This is a genomic window from Actibacterium sp. 188UL27-1 (assembly GCF_016901225.1).
Taxonomy (GTDB): domain Bacteria; phylum Pseudomonadota; class Alphaproteobacteria; order Rhodobacterales; family Rhodobacteraceae; genus 188UL27-1.
Genome location: NZ_JAFEUL010000028.1, coordinates 23,734 through 41,250 on the forward strand (window position 1 = coordinate 23,734; position 17,517 = coordinate 41,250).

Consider the following 17,517-nt stretch of genomic DNA (forward strand, 5'->3'; position numbering starts at 1 on the left):
GCCCTTTGGGTCAGCGACCGATGGCGTCACTCTTTGAACTTGAGGTCCAGACCCTTATAAAGACCGGCGCCATAGATGTTGTGCGGCACCACGGTTTCCAACTCGGTCGATTGCGCGATCACCATCGGCTCGTGGTAAAGCGGCAGCCAGACGGCCGCGTCATGCACCAGTTCCAAAACTTCACCATAAGCCTGTGCCCGGTCCGTATCCGTGGTCGCTGTCGCTCCGGCCAACAGCAGCGCATCCGTCTTGTCATCGATCCAGTTCATCCGGTTCGGGCTGGGGGCGTTTTGCGACCGGAAGTAAAGATTCAGCGCATCCCCGGATGACACATAGGGAAACGACATGCCGTACATATCGAATTCCTGCGTCGCCAGCTTGCCCCAGGCCACCGTCGCGTCAAAGGCCTGGATCTGCATATCGACCCCGATTTCCCGCAGGTAGGCCTGCACAGACTCAGAGATCTTGGCCCAGGTCGATCCGGCAAAGACATAGGCCACCGGTGCCAGCCGCACACCATCTTTTGATCGCACGCCATCATCGCCCATGACCCATCCCGCCTCGTCCAGGATCTGGTTGGCCTTCGCCGGGTCATAGGTCAGCAATTTGTCATCAAGGCCGACATTCCAATCAAGCGCCTCTTGGCTGACATAGGAATAGGCGGGTTTGACGGCGCCAAAGAACAGATCCTCCGACATCGCCTCCTGATCGACAGCCAGGTTGACAGCCCGGCGCACGGCAGGATCGGACACCGTCTCCTTGTCGATCTTGAACCCCATGTAATAGGTCCAAAACGCGAGATCCGATTGCACGACTTCAACCCCGGGCGAGGCTTTGAGCTGTTCCAGCGCAATGTAGGGCACGTATTGCGTCACCTGGGTCTGACCGGTGATCACACCCACGGTGCGGGTGTTTTCCTCAGGCACGATCTGCCAGGTGATGCTGTCCATGGAGGCAGGGCCGGTATTGACATGGAAGCCCGCGCCCCAGGCATAGGCCTCATGCTTCGTGATCACCATCTTGTCGCGCGGCGTCCATTCTGCCCAGCAAAACGGGCCGGTCCCGTTAAATCCGGTTATCCCGAAATCCTCCCCCAACGCTTCGACATTGTCCTTGTCGATGATCGTGCCAAAACTTTGCGTCAGCTGATACAGCAGCTCAGAGAATGGCGCTGTCAGCTTGTATTCGACCGTGTAGTCATCAATCGCGGTCACGCTTTCCACTTCCCCCGCACGCCAGGCGACGGGAGACTTGGTCTCTGGGTCGATCCAGCGGTTGACTGAATAGACCACGTCTTCGGCGGTCATCTTTTTTCCGTCGCAAAATTGCACATCCTCGCGCAGCTTAAAGGTATAGATCGTCCCATCCTCGGACATGGTCCAGCTTTCGGCCACGCCGGTATCGATGGTCTGCATATCGGGGGCCAAGCTGACCAGCGTGTCCCCCATCATGAACAGCACCTCAGAAGCTGCGCGCGAGGTGGTTTTGTGCGGGTCATAATTGTTGCTATCGACCTCCCGCAGGATGGTGATCTCAGCCGCCTGTGCCAGGCCGGCTGTCAGCACAATGGCGGTGCTCGTCAGAAGTCGTCTCATTCCAAGTCCTTTCCCCGTTGTCTTTTAAGATCGCAGTCGTGGATCCAGCACATCGCGCAATGCGTCCCCCAGCACGTTGGCCGCCAGCACCATGACAAAGATCAGCACCGATGGGATGATCGCGATATGCGGTGCGAACAGCAGAAAATCGCGGCCCTGTGCGGCCATCATGCCCAGCTCAGCCGTAGGGGGCCGCGCGCCCAGCCCCAGAAACGACAAGGCCGCCCCGATCAGGATGATCTGGCCAAAGCGCAGTGAGATGAAGATCATGATCGACGAAATACAGTTGCGCAGCAGGTAACGGCTGAACAGCGCCAGATCCGACAGGCCCACGGCGCGCCCTGCCTCCACATAGTCTTGCTGCATGACGGAAACGGCGACCGACCGCGCGATGCGGGCACAATCGGGCACCGTGGCCACGGCCAGCGCGACGACGACCGGCAACGCCCCGGGCCCCATCACCGCCACAAAGGCGAGGCCCAGTAAAATGGCCGGGAAAGACAGCATGACATCCGCACAGCGCATGATCCATGGGTCGAGCCCAGGTCGAAACGCCGCCAGCAATCCCATCAGGGAACCAAAGGCACCACCAATCCCGACAGAGACCAGCCCAATGATCAGGGTCAGCCGCGTTCCGTAAAAAAGGCGCGAGAGCATGTCCCGCCCTTGCCCGTCGGTCCCCAACGGATGAACCCAATCCCCCTTCGCTGCCCAGACCGGGGGCTGCATCACAGCGCGAGAACTTGCAAAAGGATCATGCGGCGCAATAAGCGGTGCGGCCGCGGCGCATAGCGCAACGCCACCGAGTATCATCAAAGCAATCAGTGCTGCGGGGTCCTGCAGCAGCCGTCGCCACCAGATCGCAATCGGCTGTGGCGCATCCAATATCTGGGCATCGGCGACGGTCATGCCTGCACCCGCGGATCCAGCAACACATAAAGGATATCCACGATCATATTGATCAGGATGAACCCCACGGCCAAAATCAGGATCGTGCCCTGTGCCAGTGGAAAATCGGAGGATAAGATCGCCCCGACGGCCAACCTGCCGATGCCTGGGAAAGAGAAAATGCTTTCGGTGACCACGGCACCGCCCAGCAGGTAACCTACCTGCAATCCGATCAGCGTGACCACCGGGATAAGCGCGTTACGCAACCCGTGACCCAGGATGACCCGGCGTTCTGACAGGCCCTTGGCGCGCGCCGTGCGCACATGATCGAGTTTGAGCACCTCCAGCACCGATGACCGTGTGATCCGCGCCACGGGCCCGATGAAAATTGCACCCAGCGACAGGGCGGGCAACGCGATATGGCGCAGGCCATCGATGGTCCAAAGCGGCCCGCCCCGCCCGATGAACGGCAAAAGCCGCCATTGCACGCCCAAAAACTGGATCATCATCAGGCAGATGAAAAAGATCGGCAGCGAAACACCGGCTACGGAAATCGCCATGATCGCGCGGTCCAGGATGGATCCGCGCCACACCGCCGCCAGCGTGCCCAGCCCGATGCCCAAGGGGACTGACCAGATGAGGCAGGCAAACATCAACTCGGCCGTCGGCCCGATCGCCGCCGCCAACTCTGACACCACCGTCTTGTTAGAGATCAGCGACCGCCCCAGATCACCTTGCAGCACCCGCCCCAGATATTTACCAAATTGCACCAAAACCGGGTCATCAAGGCCCATCTCTTCCCGGATCGCGGCCACAACCTCCGGCGTTGCTGTTGGTCCCGCCATGACAATCGCCGGATCGCCGGGGACCAGGATCAGCAATCCAAATCCAAGCAGCAGAACGCCAAAAAGCACGGGGATTGAGATCAGCAGCCGTTTCAGGATCTGGTCGATCATGTCGCGGCCTCGCGGTCATAAACGACGCGTCCTCCCAGAATTGTCACGTCACAGCGTGCGTCCCGTATCTCCTCGGGCGTACAGGCCAAAAGATCCGTATCGAAAACCGCGACATCGCCCAACTGGCCCGGGATCAGGCGGCCTTTGATCGTCTCCTCATGCGCCGCATAGGCCGAGGCATAGGTATAGGCATGCAACGCCTCTTTGATGGTCAGCGCCTGATCGGTGCCGATTTCGGTGCCCTGTTCCGTTTTGCGCGTCACCATCGTGTAAAGGTTGGCAAAGGGATTAATCTCCACCACCGGGCAATCGGTGCTGGCGCTGGGCTGTAGACCGGCCTCGATCCAGGTCCGCATCGGGTGGCTGGCCGCGACCCGTTCGGCCTCCAACAACGTCAGATAAAGGTCGCCGAAGTAGTACAGAAATGCAGGTTGCGGCGCGGGCAGAATATGCGACGCAACCATGCGCGCCATCTGATCGGGTCGCAACCATCCACAATGCTCGATCCGGTGGCGTCGGTTTGGGTCTGGCGTGTCGGCCAAAGCGGCCTCCAACGCATTCAGAACTTGCTCAATCGCCGCATCGCCGATGGCATGGACCGCAAAGCGAAAGCCCTGGCGGTGACCTTTCAGCACCATGGCGGCCAGTTCATCATTGCCAAGGCAAAGCAAACCCAGATCATCCGCCCCACCGCCGATATAGGGGCGCGTCATTGCCGCGGTGCGTCCGCCAGCGGAGCCATCGGTGAAAATCTTTACCGGACCGATCCGGAACATGTCGTCGCCACCGCCCGAAATCATCCCCGCTTGCAGGCATTGCGGCAGGATCGAGCGGGTCTTGTCCCCCATCAGTGTCGTATAGACCCGCAATGGCAGGCGCCCCGTCCGGTGGGCTGTCTGATAGGCGAGCATCTCGGTCCAGCCGTCGCGAATTCCCACCGCGGCTTCCATGCAGGACGTGATGCCATACGACAACAAATCGGCTCCCGCGCGTTCGATGCTGCCCACCAAATCCTCGACCGTGGCCGGTGGCAGGACCTTCATGACAGGCTCGCGCCCGGTTTCGGCCAAAAGCCCCGTCAGCCGCCCATTCTGGCGTTCGATTAGTCCGCCAGGGGGCGATGGTGTGTCATCGGTGATCCCGGCCAGGTCCAGCGCCATAGAGTTTGCCACCGCCAGATGCCCATCGGTGCGCACGATGTAAACCGGGTGGTCGGGGGCCGCCTGATCCAATTCTTCCCGAAAGGGGTGGCGCCCGGTATCTAGCTTGAAATGGTCGTAGCCGCGCCCGATGACCCAATTGCCCTTGGGCACAGCAGTGGCCCGCGTGGCAATAGCGTCTAGCAACGCCGTCAATGTCGGGGCCACCTTGGGTCGCAAATCAACCTCAGCCATCGCCGTGCCATAGGGGATCAGATGCATATGCGCGTCGTTCAGGCCCGGTGTCGCCAAACGCCCATGCAGGTCAAGCATATGTGTGGCCGGACCGATCAAAGGGGCAATCTCAGCGTCTGACCCTGTCGCCAGAACACGCCCGTCCCAAAGCGCGATCGCGTCAGCCGGTTCCAGGCCAAGCCCGCACCAGACCGTCCCATTGTGCAAGACAAGATCGGCGTGGACCGCGCCCACCGTCATATCCCGACCAATCCCGACATAGGTAAACCGGCAGTCCTGCGCGTCATCGAAAGCGTCCTCGACACTCGGTTACAGTTCTCATTGCCTTATTGACGCAGCGCCGAGACTGATTGTGTCAATGAGGACGTTGCCTGCATAGGACGTCCCGAAATTTTGGTATGTATCTGTAGAAAAAAGATTATTTTACCATTTGCGGAATTTTCTAAGATTATCAGTATTCCAATAATCTTATTTTCTAACCTGGCAGCATTGGCGCTGTGCCCGATTGCTCGGAAAATGCGCGGCGGGAAAAACGTCGCGCGCCGGGGCCAGAGTTTCCAGGCAGATTGCGGCCAAGCCGGCCTGTGGCGCAAATCTTAACCGCATTCCGCATCGATCGCTCTTTTGCTATGGCTCTGGCAACGCCGCCGTCATCGGGCGGCATCACATTGTTTAAGTGCAGGAGATCCCATCATGCCCCGCCCCGAAACTCCCAATGAACTTGCTATCACGTTCCTGTACTATCGCGACTTGGCCACGGCGATGCAGTTCTACGAGAGGGTCCTTGGTTTGCCGCTCGCCATCGATCAGGGCTGGTGCAAGATCTACCGCATTTGCCCCGGCGCTCATGTCGGCCTAGTCGATGAAACCAAGGGTATGAACAAATGGGCGGCGGTCAAACCAGTGCAGTTGTGTATTCGTGTGACGGATGTGGACGCGTGGTATGCGTATGCGCGGGAGATGTCTTTGGATGCCCTGTCAGAGCTTTTCGAAAGCGATCAGCTTGGCATCCGGGCCTTCGTGTTCAACGATCCCGAAGGCTATCAGATCGAGATCCAGTCGGCCACGCGGGAAGGTGCTTGACCCAGCAAGCACCGATTTACTGCCGTTCAGTTGCGCCGATTTTGGCCGCAGCGGGTCACGCTGCCTCCAATGCAGAGATCAGGCGGTCGATATCCTGAACACTATTGTAATGCACAGCGGAGACCCGGATGACTCCATCCGCGTTCGGTAGGTTCAAACCCTCAACCAAGCTGCGTGAATAGAAATCACCGTAGCGGATGCCGAGGCCGGTTGGATCCACGGCCTCAACCACATCACGAGAGTTGCGGTCCGCCAGCGTGAACGAGATCGTGGGCACGCGTTGCATGTGGTCCGCTTCAGGGGCGCCGATGATCGTCGCATCGGTGCGTTTGCGCAGATAATCGAGCAACCGATCTGACAACCGCTCTTCATGGGCGGTGATCACATCAAAGGCACCCTCGATGGCGGCACGCCCCTGCATGTTGATGCCATGCTCCTGGGCAAAGGCCACCAGGTAATCGATAATGCCGGTGCAGGCATAGGCCAGCTCGTAATTGGCATTGCCCGGCTCCATCTTTTGCGGAACCTTTGCGCGCGTAAAGAAGCGATGGTTAATATTGCCGGCGGCAAGTAATGCCTCGTAGCGGCCGTACAGGGCGGCAAAGTGCGGGCCATACACTTTGTAGGCTGAGAAAACGTAGAAATCGACGCCAAGTGCCTGTACATCCACGGCCCGGTGGGGTGCGTAGGCCACGCCGTCAACGCAGATCAGGGCACCTGCCTTGCGGACCGCTTGCGCAATTTTCGGGATCGGGTTGATCGTACCGTAAATGTTGGAGGCATGGGTGACCGCAACCAGTTTGGTGCGATCCGACAGCAGCGACCGCAGATCCGCCAGATCGGGCTCATGCGCGCTGTGCGGCATCTTCCATTCCCGGATGACAATCCCCTTATCGGCCAGTTTTACCCAAGGCCCGATATTGGCCTCGTGATCAAAATTGGTCACCACGACCTCATCACCCGGTTGCCAATCCTGGGACAACGCTTGGGCCAACTGTCCCAAAAGCTGGGTCGATGTGGCGCCCATCACCACCTCTTCGGGGCGGGCTGCGTTCATCAGCATGGCCAGCGCGGCCCGGCCCGCATCAACCATCTGGCCCGCCTGTGCAGAGGCCGGATAACTCGCCCCCAGTTGAACGTTCGCGGTGTAAAGGTATTCGACCAGCCGGTCGCCGACATGGCGCGCCACCTGCGAGCCGCCCGCATTGTCGAAATATACCTGAGACCCGCTCAACGCGGGAAAGGATTGCTTGAGAAAATCGGTATTCAGTTCGGACACGGGCTTACGGCTCTCCTGCGCTGTCTGTTTGACCAGATAACGGTAATCCGCCTTGGCAGGTGGCCATAGACGCAGCGGATATCACGCTGACGGATCCTCAGTTTTCGATCATCATTCGATGAATTTGCGGGCAGGCGCATCTAATTTGCCCTCTTTTCCTTCCTATTTTGCGTCTTTGATGTCCTCGCTCGCAATTTTGACCTTTTGGAATAGTGCCACCGCGCCAGTGTTTCGGTGTGCATGCGGCCGACCACGGTCTGTCGCGACCAACGGGGAACTGGACATGAAACGTATTTTACTGACGGGTGCCGCATTGGCGGCCCTGAACGCAACACCTGTATTCGCGCAGGAAACGCTGGCCACCGTCGAAGAACGCGGCATTCTCAACTGCCAGGTGGGTCTTCCCACACCAGGGTTCTACGCATTGGCTGAGGACGGCACATGGTCCGGCATGGATGTCGATCTGTGCCGTGGCGTGTCCGCCGCCATTTTCGGTGATCCTGACAAGGTGGAATACCAATCGGTGACCTCTGCGGTGCGGTTCACGGCGCTGGCCAATGCCGAAAGCGACATGCTGTCCCGGACGACGACTTGGACTGCGGTGCGCGATACGCAACTTGGCCTCGATTTTACCACGGTGAATTTCTACGACGGGCAGGGGTTTCTGGTCCCTGCGGATTCAGGCATCACTTCGGCATTGGAACTGGATGGCGGTGTGATCTGCGTGCTGACCGGCACGACGACGGAGCTGAACCTGGCCGATTACTTCCGCGCCAACGAGATGAGTTTCACGCCCGTCACGAACGAAAACGTCAACGTTCTGGTTGAGACCTATCTGGGCGGCGGTTGCGATGCCTATACCAACGACAAGTCCGGTCTGGCGGCGCGGCGATCCGCCTTTCCGTCACCGGATGAGCATATCTTGCTGCCCGAAACCGTCTCGAAAGAGCCGCTGGGGCCGGTCGTACGCCAAGGCGATGATGCCTGGGCCAACCTAGTGCGCTGGGTCATCTTCGGTATGATCAACGCCGAAGAACTGGGTGTGTCGTCCGAGAATGTCGATGAGATGGCCACGTCAACCGACCCCAACATTGCCCGCCTGCTGGGCAGCGAAGGCAATATTGGCGAGGGTCTGGGCGTCAAGCCAACCTTCATGATCGATGTCATCAAGATGGTCGGCAATTACGGCGAGCTTTACGAAAAGCATATCGGGGCAAACACGCCCATCGGCATCCCGCGTGAGGGAACGCTGAACGCACTTTGGACCGAAGGCGGCATCATCTACGCTCCGCCCTTCCGCTGATCCGGTATCGGCGCTGCCCTGCGGGGCGGCGCCATTGCGCCCCAGCCGGAAGGTCCCCCAATGACAAGCATCCCAGAGCTGTCTGACAAGACAAAGCAGCGCGGCAAGCTGAGCCGGGCCATTTATGATGCGCGCATTCGGTCGGCGATCATCCAGGCGCTGACCTTGTTCACGGTTGTGGCGTTGCTGTTCTGGCTGACGCGCAACACCATGATTAACCTCCAGGCCCGCAATCTATCGGCGGGCTTTGGTTTTTTGGATGTTTCTGCCGGCTTTGGCATTGGGTTCACGTTGATCCCCTACAAGGAAGGCGACACTTACCTGCGGGTCTTTGCGGTGGGCATAATGAACACGCTGTTGGTGGCGGTGGTGGCAATTGCTTTGTCGACGGTCTTTGGCGTGCTGGTTGGCCTGGCGCGGCTTTCCACGAACTGGATCATCGCCGCCGTGGCCCGATCCTATGTTGAGATCATTCGCAACACGCCGCTGCTTTTGCAGATCATCGCGTGGTATTTTGGTGTCTTCAACCTGCTGCCACGGCCTAGGCAGAGTATGGAGATTACGGGCGGTTTTGTCCTGAATAACCGTGGCTTTTACCTGCCTGGCCCGGTGGTGGAGGCGGGGTTCACCCTGTGGCTAGGGATCCTGGCAGTCTCCGTCATTGGGGCCATCGCTCTTTACATCTGGGCCGCGCGGCGATTGGAGCGGACCGGACAGAGCTTTCCCGCCATTCTGACCGGGCTTGGCATCGTCATTCTGGTGCCATTGCTGGCTTTTCTGGTACTGGGCAGCCCGCTGAGCTGGGACATGCCGGAGTTGAAGGGACTGAACTACGTGGGTGGCATCACAGTGCCCCCCAGCTTTTGCGCGCTGATCGTGGCGTTGTCGGCCTATACGTCGTGCTTTATCGCAGAGATCATTCGCTCGGGTATACAATCCGTCTCAAAGGGGCAGCTAGAGGCTGCAGGTGCCCTCAACCTGCCTGCAAACTGGACCCTGCGCCGGGTGGTGATGCCCCAGGCCATGCGGGTCATCATCCCGCCTTTGATCAGCCAATACCTGAACGTCACCAAGAACTCGTCGCTCGCCATCGCCATCGGTTTCCCCGATCTGGTGAGTGTGTGGATGAACACTTCCCTCAACCAGTCGGGCCGGGCCATCCCCATCGTCGCGATGACCATGGGCTTTTATTGCGCTGTCAGCCTGTCCGTCTCGGCGGTGATGAACATCTACAACAAACGCGTCCAATTGAAGGAGCGATAACGGGTGACCAGTGACCTGCAAACATTCGTGCCGCGCCCCGACCGGCCGCCCCCCGCGGATAGTGCGGGCGTCGCGGCCTGGATCCGCAAGAACTTGTTCAGCGACATTCCCAACGCGCTGATGACGCTGCTGGGCGCCTATATCGCGTTTACGGTACTGAGTGCAGTGCTGAACTGGGCCTTGTTCAATGCGGTCTGGTCCGCCGATACCCGCCGCGAATGTTTGGACGCGGTCGGCCGTGCCGGTGCCTGCTGGCCCGGGGTCGCCATCTGGTTCGAAAACCTGATCTATGGGCTTTATCCCAAGGATCAGGTCTGGCGGATCAATGTGGGCTTTCTGGCCCTGATCCTGTGGATGGTGCCCCTTTGGATACCGCGCGTGACCTCGAAAATCGGCATCGGGCTCAGTGCGGTCATGCTGTATCCGTTTCTGGCGAGCTACTTCTTTCTGGGCGGTGATAAGGGCGTGGTCTGGACCGGTTTGATCGCCTTGGGTTTGACCGGTTTTGTCATCGTCTGGGCCACCGCATTGACCGAGACCTTGCAGGCCAAAACCGCTGGCGCGTGGTTGATCGATGCGTTGGGGCGCGCGAATGCCGAGGAAAAGATGCAAACTCGCATTCGCCTGCTGGCCGTCTTGGCGATTTTTTTGCTGGCGTGCCTGGCCGTCTGGTCGGTCTCTTTCACCGAAGTGCGCACGCGGTTCTGGGGCGGGTTGTTCCTGACCCTCGTGATCTCGGGCATCGGGATCACATTCTCTTTGCCCGCAGGCATCATGCTAGCTCTGGGGCGGCGGTCAAACATGCCGGTGATCGCATCGCTCAGCACGATATTCATTGAGCTTTTCCGCTCTGTGCCTCTGATCACCATCCTTTTCATGTTCAACACGATGTTGCCGCTGTTCATGCCAGCCGGAACGGAGGTGAACCAGCTGTTGCGCGCTATCGTGGCAGTGTGCCTTTTTGCCTCCGCCTACATGGCGGAGATTATTCGGGGCGGATTGCAGGCCATCCCCAATGGTCAATATGAAGCCGCCCATTCCCTGGGCCTGACCTATTGGCAGACGACGTCGCAGGTGGTGCTGCCCCAGGCGCTCAAGATCATGATCCCGGCCATCGTCGGCAACTTCATCGGCCTTTTCAAGGACACAACGCTCGTCTCGATCATCGGGCTTTTTGACCTGATGAACATGGCCCGTGCCATCGGCGAAGACACCAATTGGCTAGGCCTGTTCATTGAGCCGTTCTTCGTCGTGTCGCTCATCTATTTCGTGTTCTGCTTTGCCATGTCGTCCTATTCGATAGGACTAGAGAAAAAGCTGGCGACGGGAAGGGATACGGGATGACAAAGCCAGACCGGATGATCGAGATCATCAATTTGAACAAATGGTTCGGCCCGTTCCATGTTCTGAAAGATATCAACCTGACCGTGCGGGATGGTGAAAAATTCGTCATCTGTGGCCCGTCAGGGTCCGGCAAATCGACCTTGATCCGCTGCATAAACCAGCTTGAGCTCCACCAGGAAGGTAGTATCGTCGTGGACGGGATCGAAGTTGAAGCCAAGGGGCGTAACCAGCGTGACATCCGATCCCGCGTTGGCATGGTGTTCCAAAGCTTTAACCTATTTCCCCATTTGACGGTGCTTGAGAACTGCACCCTAACCCCTTTGCTGGGGCAGCAAATGCCCAAGGTCGAGGCCGAAGAGATTGCCATGATCCACCTGACCCGTGTCGGCATCGCAGAGCAGGCGCAGAAATATCCCCTTCAGCTGTCCGGGGGTCAGCAACAACGTGTGGCCATCGCCCGCGCCCTATGTGTGAAGCCAAAGATCATGCTGTTTGATGAACCGACATCGGCGCTGGATCCAGAGATGATCAAGGAGGTTCTTGATGTCATGGTCGAACTTGCCGAGGCGGGCATGACCATGATTTGTGTCACCCATGAGATGGGGTTTGCCCGCCAGGTCGCTGACCAGGTCATCTTCATGGATCAAGGGGAAATCGTCGAAACCAATACGCCAGAGGCGTTTTTCACCAAACCGGCTTATGACCGCAGCGCTGATTTCCTGTCTCACATCCTTTGACGAGACCTCGCGGCTGCCGAAGACCTGGCTTTAAACGCGCTTTGTGTTTTGGCGAGCGGGGCACGGAGCATGATGTTGCATCGGCGTGGCGCGCACATCGTCATAACTCCAGGTCTTCATCCTGTCGCCTGAAGCCTGACGTTAAAACAGCATGGTTTCGACAGCGGTTTGCGTAGATTGACACCTGTGTTCATGAATTTGCGAAGTTACCTTAAACTAACCGTTTGGTGATCGTATGCGGGGGAAGGCATAGGGTACGTCATGCCTATATGCCTCAAATCGCGATCCGTACCGCTTGGCAAACCGGCGTTCCTTCAACCTTGGGGCCATCAGACAGTAGGCGGTCAACGCAATTGCCAGGCAAAATTGATCAGGTGTCCAAGCCGGCACCGTCCAGGTCGTTAATGCAAAGGACACATAGATCGGTTGGCGAATGATGCGAAACAATCCCGTGGTTGGCATGTCGGGGAAAACAGGTTTGATGTTCTGCGCCAGCGACATCCAGCCCAAGGCACCGGATTGAACTTCGGCTCCCGCGTCGTAGCTTGACCAGGCGAGGAGCACCCAGGACAGCCCATAAAGCCCACACAAAACAATGAAAACAGATCCTTCCGCCTGCCACCAAATGATCCCGCTGGGCGTCCAAAAGACGAATAGGGCAAACAGCTGAAGCGATGCGATAATCGCGTAGGTCGTTGTGGCCAAGGTGGGCCCAAAGGCCCGTGGTGCCATCTTCGCCAAGATCTGACCGCCGCGCCGCGATAAAAGTAAGGAATGGGTCAGTGGAAATTGAATAACCAACGCAAGGTTTGCTAAAACCGACCACGGCGCAGCAACCCGGCCAAGGCTTTCCGACATTCCCCAGAACATGGCGCAAATCATTGCCGTAACGGCCAGAAAAAAGGCCACATGACACACGATGCCATAGAGCACCGCAGTGGTTATGCGGGCCGCGCCAGGAGGGCTCCGCCGGAGACCCATCACCAGGTCTATCAGTTTCAACATTGGTGAGACGTTTGACGATTTCATTCGGAGGCAGATAGCGGTGACAGATCCCACGTCTAGGTCGGGTGAATGCGACATCCACGCATTTTCAACGCAACCAAGGGCGCTAACTTGTTTCACAGATGCGAAAGGTGTTCCATTATGTCGAAGATCATGCCTGCAACCGTGGATTCAGTGGATGGCTTCCTAACGGGCCAACAAGCTGATGCCGAACAATGAACGCATGTCGAGCAGCAGTTGGCGCGAAAGCTATGACCGTCGATTGAGACTGGTGTGTTGGGTCACGCGCGGTCTGCGCGGCTTCTCCGGCCGTCAGACCGCATGAAAACATCATGATAATTCAAGCCAAATTGGCAGATCTCACAACGCAACGCAAAACTGGGCACGGTACAAACCATAGGATTGAGGCGGAGATACAGCATGCCAAAACGCTCTTCCCCGGCAGACGCCGAAAAAGTCGAAGTTGCGCAGGATATCGACGCACTTGTGTTCGACAAACGGGCGGATTGGCGAGCGACTGCTGCCAAGGGCCGCAGACGTCAAAGACGGTACAAGAAGCGATTGACGCAAGAACTCGCCCGCTTGGCGCACGGGAACTCCGATCTAGCCGAAGACTATGATGACAATTGAAAACTGTCGGGCACCGCTGCGCCGAACGATAGTAGGCAGAGCGAAATGGCCGGCTGATCCAAGCTGGAATGGCGCAGCGCGCCAAATACAGTGGCCGGTCTATCCGGGGATCGTTCAGGAACTTTCGCGTCAGCTCGTCGTGATTTGATATTCGCCAGCGCTGCTCATCGGCGGTGGACCGTAACACTGGATCGGCCGATTGGCGATAATCGGGCAGTTATGCGGTGCAGCTATATGAACTTTCTGCGCACTCCGTGCGTTCTTTTACAACGCCTGTAGGAGGACCTAGATCCATGACCAAACATACGCTTAAGACCAGCACTGCTTTGATCGCATCCCTGTCGTTGATCATGCCGACAGGTCTGGTGGCCCAACAATCGGGCGATTTACCCGGACTTTCCGACGTCTGCGCAGCAGCGGAGGATCCGACATCGTGCGCGGAACAAGTGATCGCGGCTGTCACTGACGGTCGGATTGACTTGGACGACAGCGGTGCATTGCCGGATGGTGTCACATTTGTCGATGGCGCCTTACAGATCACCCCTGCCGTGCCGGACGCTGAAACCGAGCCGACCGAGGGGGCCGTTTCGGCCGAAGAACCAGAGATTTTGACCAATGAGGCCCCGGCTGCGACTGCCGAAGTTCCCCTTGAGGAAAAAAGCGACGAAGACGTCGACGCGGAGGCCATGCCCAAGACCGATCAAACCACCGAAGAAGCGCCGACAACTGAGGCCGAGGTAACGACCGAGCCGGAAGCGGATCAGGAGGGGCAGGCCGAGGCAGTCGCAGAACAACCCCAGGACACGCCGGATCCGACTACAGCACCTTTGGAGGAGAACGAGACCTCTGAGGGTGATGGTGCAGCAGCAACCCAAGAGACAGGTGACACAACAACCGAAGATACCGAAACATCGACAACCGCGCAGGAGCAAGCACCTGATGCCAACGCCGCGCCGAAAGATACAGCGACGGAAGATCGGACACCAGAGACGGCCGAGATTGAGACAGTAGAGCCGTCCGAGCCCGATGCAGAGCGGGTTTCACAGGTTGATACGGAAACCAGCACCGAACGCGCCAATGAAGCTCCCGACGTTGCTGCATCAACGTCAACCGATGCGGATGAGACCGGTACGGTCGAAACAGAGACCGTGACCGAAGCCGATATTCGGTCGAGCACCCAGGACTTCGACACGGATGCGAATGCCAGCATCCGGGAAGACGACGATGATGAGGGGTTGAGCACTGCTCAGAAGCTCGCCATCGGGGTCGCAGGGGCCGCCATCGTCGGCTCGATTTTGAAAAATGGTGATAGGGTCATGACCAATTCCGGGGACCGGGTGGTCGTGCAACGCGATGATGGTGGCCTGCAGGTTCTAAAAGATGATGACGTGCTTTTGCGTCGCCCGGGCTCCGAGGTGCAAACCAGGACCTTTGACGACGGATCTACCCTTACGACTGTGCTGCGCCCGGACAACACACGCATTGTGACCATACGAGACTTCAACGGCCAGGTTCTGCGCCGCACCCGGATCTTGCCGGATGGTCGCGAGATTGTCCTGTTTGACGACACCCGGGACGCTGCGCCTGTAGAGATTTCAGAACTGCCCCAAGCCGTTCCAAAGGTGCGCAGCGATGAGGCAGAGCTTGATGACCTGCGCGCTGCCCTGCAAGCACAGGATATCGGTCTGGAGCGTCGTTTCACACTGCAACAGATCCGCCAGATCCGTGCTGTCCGGGAATTGGCACCTGAGATTGAGTTGACCACCGTGACGTTCGAGACTGGCTCGGCCGCCATTCGCGCGACCGAGGCAGAGGAATTGCGCGATCTGGGGGTCACCATTCGTCAGCAGATCGCAGACAATCCGGGCGAGGTGTTCCTGATTGAGGGGCATACCGATGCCGTTGGGGATGCCAGCTACAATCTTGCCCTGTCAGATCGCCGGGCGGAATCCGTGGCCCTTGCCCTGACCGAATATTTCGATGTCCCGCCCGAAAACATGATTGTTCAGGGATATGGTGAGGCCAATCTAAAGGTCGTCACCTCCCAAGCCGAGCGTCTTAATCGTCGCGCCTCGGTTCGCCGCATTACCGATCTTTTGTCGACAGCCAGCCTTAGATGAGGCTCAGGGGGTGGCCTATGCGGCCGCCCCTTTTCCATCGCAGTGTTTTAAGCGGGATCATAAGCATACCTTCGACAGGACTATGTTAAATATTAACAATGGCTTACTATGTGGAAAGGCATACAAAGAGGAGAGCTCGTACACAGGGTACAGAACCAACGGAAGCGGTGGAGATATGCGAAGACAGGAAAGTTTTTCAAAATGAGGTCACCCTACGCGTGCGATTGCGTTGGCCGATTTCATTCTGTGCGAGGCCATCGGATTTTGGCCCGTCATATCGGCCACCTATACGATCCGCATTCTGGCGATACCAATCAGATCAACTACAGGGATCTCAACAACAGCGTTGAAAGCGACAAGGTGATCCTAAAATGACGGTTCAGATATCACTTCGGCTTCCGGTTGCCATATCTTTTTGAAAGGGATTTCTATTGGTGCATTGATGCCATGCTCCGCGATGTAACGTTGATCATGGCGCGCATGCCGACATAGCATTTGTCAGCATCATCTAGGTTCTTTGTAAGCGTTGTTTAAGGGGCACGTATCGTTTTCTGAGCTTGTGAAGTTTTATCGATCCAAGTGAAGAGGGATCGTGAAATGTCACGTTTGTTGGAAAACGATTTGCTTTTGCTAGATGAAGCCGCGCGTGTTGAACGGCTTGAGGTGCTCGAAGGTTCGACCGGACGACGGAATTGGCCGGATGAGGAGAAAGCCAGGATCGTGCTGGAGAGTTTCCGGTCTGGCGTGAAAGTCGGCGACGTGGCACGGCGGAACGGGATCCCGCCTCAGCAGCTATCGACATGGCGGCGCTTTGCACGGGACGGCAAGTTGCCGATGCCCGCGTTGCCAGACGAAGACTTTGCGGCATTGGAAATCACCAAGCCGGCTGCGGTAACCGAACCCGATTGTCTGGATCACATCGAGATTGTCGTGCATGGCATGTCCGTGCGTGTGCCCGGTGCAACCGGTGCTATGCGCATCGGTGAGATCGCGCGGGCTCTGCGCGGGGTATGATCGTCCAGGCGCAGGGAGTGAAAGTGGTGATCGCCACCAAGCCCGTGGACTTTCGCAAGAGCCATGACGGGTTGGCCGCGGTGGTGGAGAAGCAGCTTGGCCTCGATCCGCACTCCGGGGTCGTGGTGGTGTTCCGTTCGAAGCGAGGCGACCGAGTGAAGGTGCTGATGTGGGACGGGTCTGGCCTGGTGCTGACTTACAAGCGGCTCGAAGAGGGCAAGTTCGCCTGGCCGGCTATCCAGGACGGGGTGATGCGCCTGAGCCCGGCGCAATTTTAAGCCCTGTTCGAGGGTTTGGATTGGCGCCGTGTTCATGCCCGGCGGGTGCGTCGCCCAACTGCGGCGGAGTGCATCAGCGGGCTATTCTGGGCCACCCAAGACGCTTTTTTTGCGATATATTGCGGGTATGACCGTCGATCCGAAATCACTGGATCTGAGCCTCCTGCCACCGGAGCATCGGGCCGCCTTCGAGCTGCTTCTGGCGAAAAGCGAACGGGTGGCGGAACTCGAGGCGGTCACCGCCCGCCTGGAGGCGCTGATCAAGGAATTGCACCAGGCGCTCTACGGCAAGAAATCCGAGAAGCTGCCGGAAGATGACCGTCAGCTTGCCTTTGAGGATCTGACCGTGGCGATCGCCGAGGCGGAAGAGGCTAAGGACGCCCAGCAACCGGAGAAGCCTCGGCGCCGCGCCGCGCCGATCCAGAAGAACCTAGGTCACCTTCCAGAGCATCTGCCACGGATCGAGGAGGTCATCGAGCCAGACACACTGGACTGCCCATGCGGCTCTGGCCGAATGCACCGGATCGGTGAGGACCGCACGGAGCGGCTCGACATTGTCCCCGCCCAGCTCCGTGTGATTGTCACGGTCCGTCCGAAATATGCCTGTCGGGCCTGCACCGATGGGATC

Annotated in this window: 16 protein-coding genes; 10 read left to right on the forward strand and 6 right to left on the reverse strand. The window is 58.3% G+C overall.

Going from position 1 to position 17,517, the window contains the following annotated elements; all coding sequences use genetic code 11:
• Window positions 1-26: 26 nt before the first annotated feature.
• Genes IU397_RS21720 through IU397_RS21735 form a run of 4 tightly spaced genes read right to left on the reverse strand, consistent with a single transcriptional unit; the run spans window position 27 to window position 5,073 of the window.
• The gene (locus IU397_RS21720; RefSeq protein WP_204417612.1) at window positions 27-1,595 is read right to left on the reverse strand and encodes an ABC transporter substrate-binding protein; all 1,569 of its coding nucleotides are present in this window, start codon (window positions 1,593-1,595) and stop codon (window positions 27-29) included.
• Between the two features lie 24 nt (window positions 1,596-1,619).
• On the reverse strand, window positions 1,620-2,504 hold the full coding sequence (locus IU397_RS21725; RefSeq protein WP_204417614.1) for an ABC transporter permease: 885 nt from the start codon (window positions 2,502-2,504) through the stop codon (window positions 1,620-1,622).
• Complete coding sequence (locus tag IU397_RS21730; protein ID WP_204417615.1) at window positions 2,501-3,439, reverse strand: ABC transporter permease; 939 nt, start codon at window positions 3,437-3,439, stop codon at window positions 2,501-2,503. The genes IU397_RS21725 and IU397_RS21730 overlap by 4 nt, the downstream gene beginning before the upstream one ends.
• Window positions 3,436-5,073 carry an amidohydrolase gene (locus IU397_RS21735; protein WP_204417616.1) on the reverse strand — a complete coding sequence of 546 codons (1,638 nt, stop codon included), beginning with the start codon at window positions 5,071-5,073 and terminating at the stop codon, window positions 3,436-3,438. Before IU397_RS21735 ends, IU397_RS21730 begins: the two co-directional genes overlap by 4 nt.
• Window positions 5,074-5,526: 453 nt before the next feature.
• Between IU397_RS21735 and IU397_RS21740 the strand changes: the two genes are divergently transcribed.
• On the forward strand, window positions 5,527-5,916 hold the full coding sequence (locus IU397_RS21740) for a VOC family protein (RefSeq protein WP_204417617.1): 390 nt from the start codon (window positions 5,527-5,529) through the stop codon (window positions 5,914-5,916).
• Between the two features lie 55 nt (window positions 5,917-5,971).
• Here IU397_RS21740 and IU397_RS21745 read toward each other — a convergent pair whose 3' ends face one another.
• The gene (locus IU397_RS21745; protein ID WP_204417618.1) at window positions 5,972-7,195 is read right to left on the reverse strand and encodes a cysteine desulfurase-like protein; all 1,224 of its coding nucleotides are present in this window, start codon (window positions 7,193-7,195) and stop codon (window positions 5,972-5,974) included.
• Window positions 7,196-7,478: 283 nt separating this feature from the next.
• On the opposite strand from IU397_RS21745, the gene IU397_RS21750 reads away from it, so the two are divergent.
• Genes IU397_RS21750 through IU397_RS21765 form a run of 4 tightly spaced genes read left to right on the forward strand, consistent with a single transcriptional unit; the run spans window position 7,479 to window position 11,842 of the window.
• Window positions 7,479-8,498, forward strand: coding sequence for an amino acid ABC transporter substrate-binding protein (locus IU397_RS21750; protein ID WP_204417619.1), 1,020 nt, complete (start codon window positions 7,479-7,481; stop codon window positions 8,496-8,498).
• Between the two features lie 60 nt (window positions 8,499-8,558).
• Window positions 8,559-9,761, forward strand: coding sequence for an amino acid ABC transporter permease (locus IU397_RS21755; protein ID WP_204417621.1), 1,203 nt, complete (start codon window positions 8,559-8,561; stop codon window positions 9,759-9,761).
• A gap of 3 nt (window positions 9,762-9,764) precedes the next feature.
• Window positions 9,765-11,105, forward strand: a complete 1,341-nt coding sequence (locus tag IU397_RS24050; protein WP_204417622.1) for an amino acid ABC transporter permease — start codon at window positions 9,765-9,767, stop codon at window positions 11,103-11,105.
• Window positions 11,102-11,842, forward strand: a complete 741-nt coding sequence (locus tag IU397_RS21765) for an amino acid ABC transporter ATP-binding protein (RefSeq protein WP_304519821.1) — start codon at window positions 11,102-11,104, stop codon at window positions 11,840-11,842. The genes IU397_RS24050 and IU397_RS21765 overlap by 4 nt, the downstream gene beginning before the upstream one ends.
• Before the next feature lie 216 nt (window positions 11,843-12,058).
• Here IU397_RS21765 and IU397_RS21770 read toward each other — a convergent pair whose 3' ends face one another.
• Window positions 12,059-12,847, reverse strand: coding sequence for an isoprenylcysteine carboxylmethyltransferase family protein (locus tag IU397_RS21770; protein ID WP_239479986.1), 789 nt, complete (start codon window positions 12,845-12,847; stop codon window positions 12,059-12,061).
• A 420-nt stretch (window positions 12,848-13,267) separates the two neighbouring features.
• Here IU397_RS21770 and IU397_RS21775 point away from each other — a divergent pair, with 420 nt between their 5' ends.
• The 5 genes from IU397_RS21775 to IU397_RS21795 form a co-directional block, all read left to right on the forward strand.
• Window positions 13,268-13,477, forward strand: a complete 210-nt coding sequence (locus IU397_RS21775) for a hypothetical protein (RefSeq protein WP_204417624.1) — start codon at window positions 13,268-13,270, stop codon at window positions 13,475-13,477.
• Between the two features lie 293 nt (window positions 13,478-13,770).
• The gene (locus IU397_RS21780) at window positions 13,771-15,597 is read left to right on the forward strand and encodes an OmpA family protein (RefSeq protein ID WP_204417625.1); all 1,827 of its coding nucleotides are present in this window, start codon (window positions 13,771-13,773) and stop codon (window positions 15,595-15,597) included.
• 597 nt (window positions 15,598-16,194) lie between these two features.
• The gene (locus IU397_RS21785) at window positions 16,195-16,611 is read left to right on the forward strand and encodes a transposase (protein WP_204417626.1); all 417 of its coding nucleotides are present in this window, start codon (window positions 16,195-16,197) and stop codon (window positions 16,609-16,611) included.
• Complete coding sequence (tnpB, locus tag IU397_RS21790) at window positions 16,608-16,889, forward strand: IS66 family insertion sequence element accessory protein TnpB (RefSeq protein ID WP_204417627.1); 282 nt, start codon at window positions 16,608-16,610, stop codon at window positions 16,887-16,889. Before IU397_RS21785 ends, tnpB begins: the two co-directional genes overlap by 4 nt.
• Window positions 16,890-16,998: 109 nt before the next feature.
• Window positions 16,999-17,517: IS66 family transposase zinc-finger binding domain-containing protein (locus tag IU397_RS21795; protein WP_204417629.1), on the forward strand; the 519-nt coding region annotated here is incomplete at its 3' end.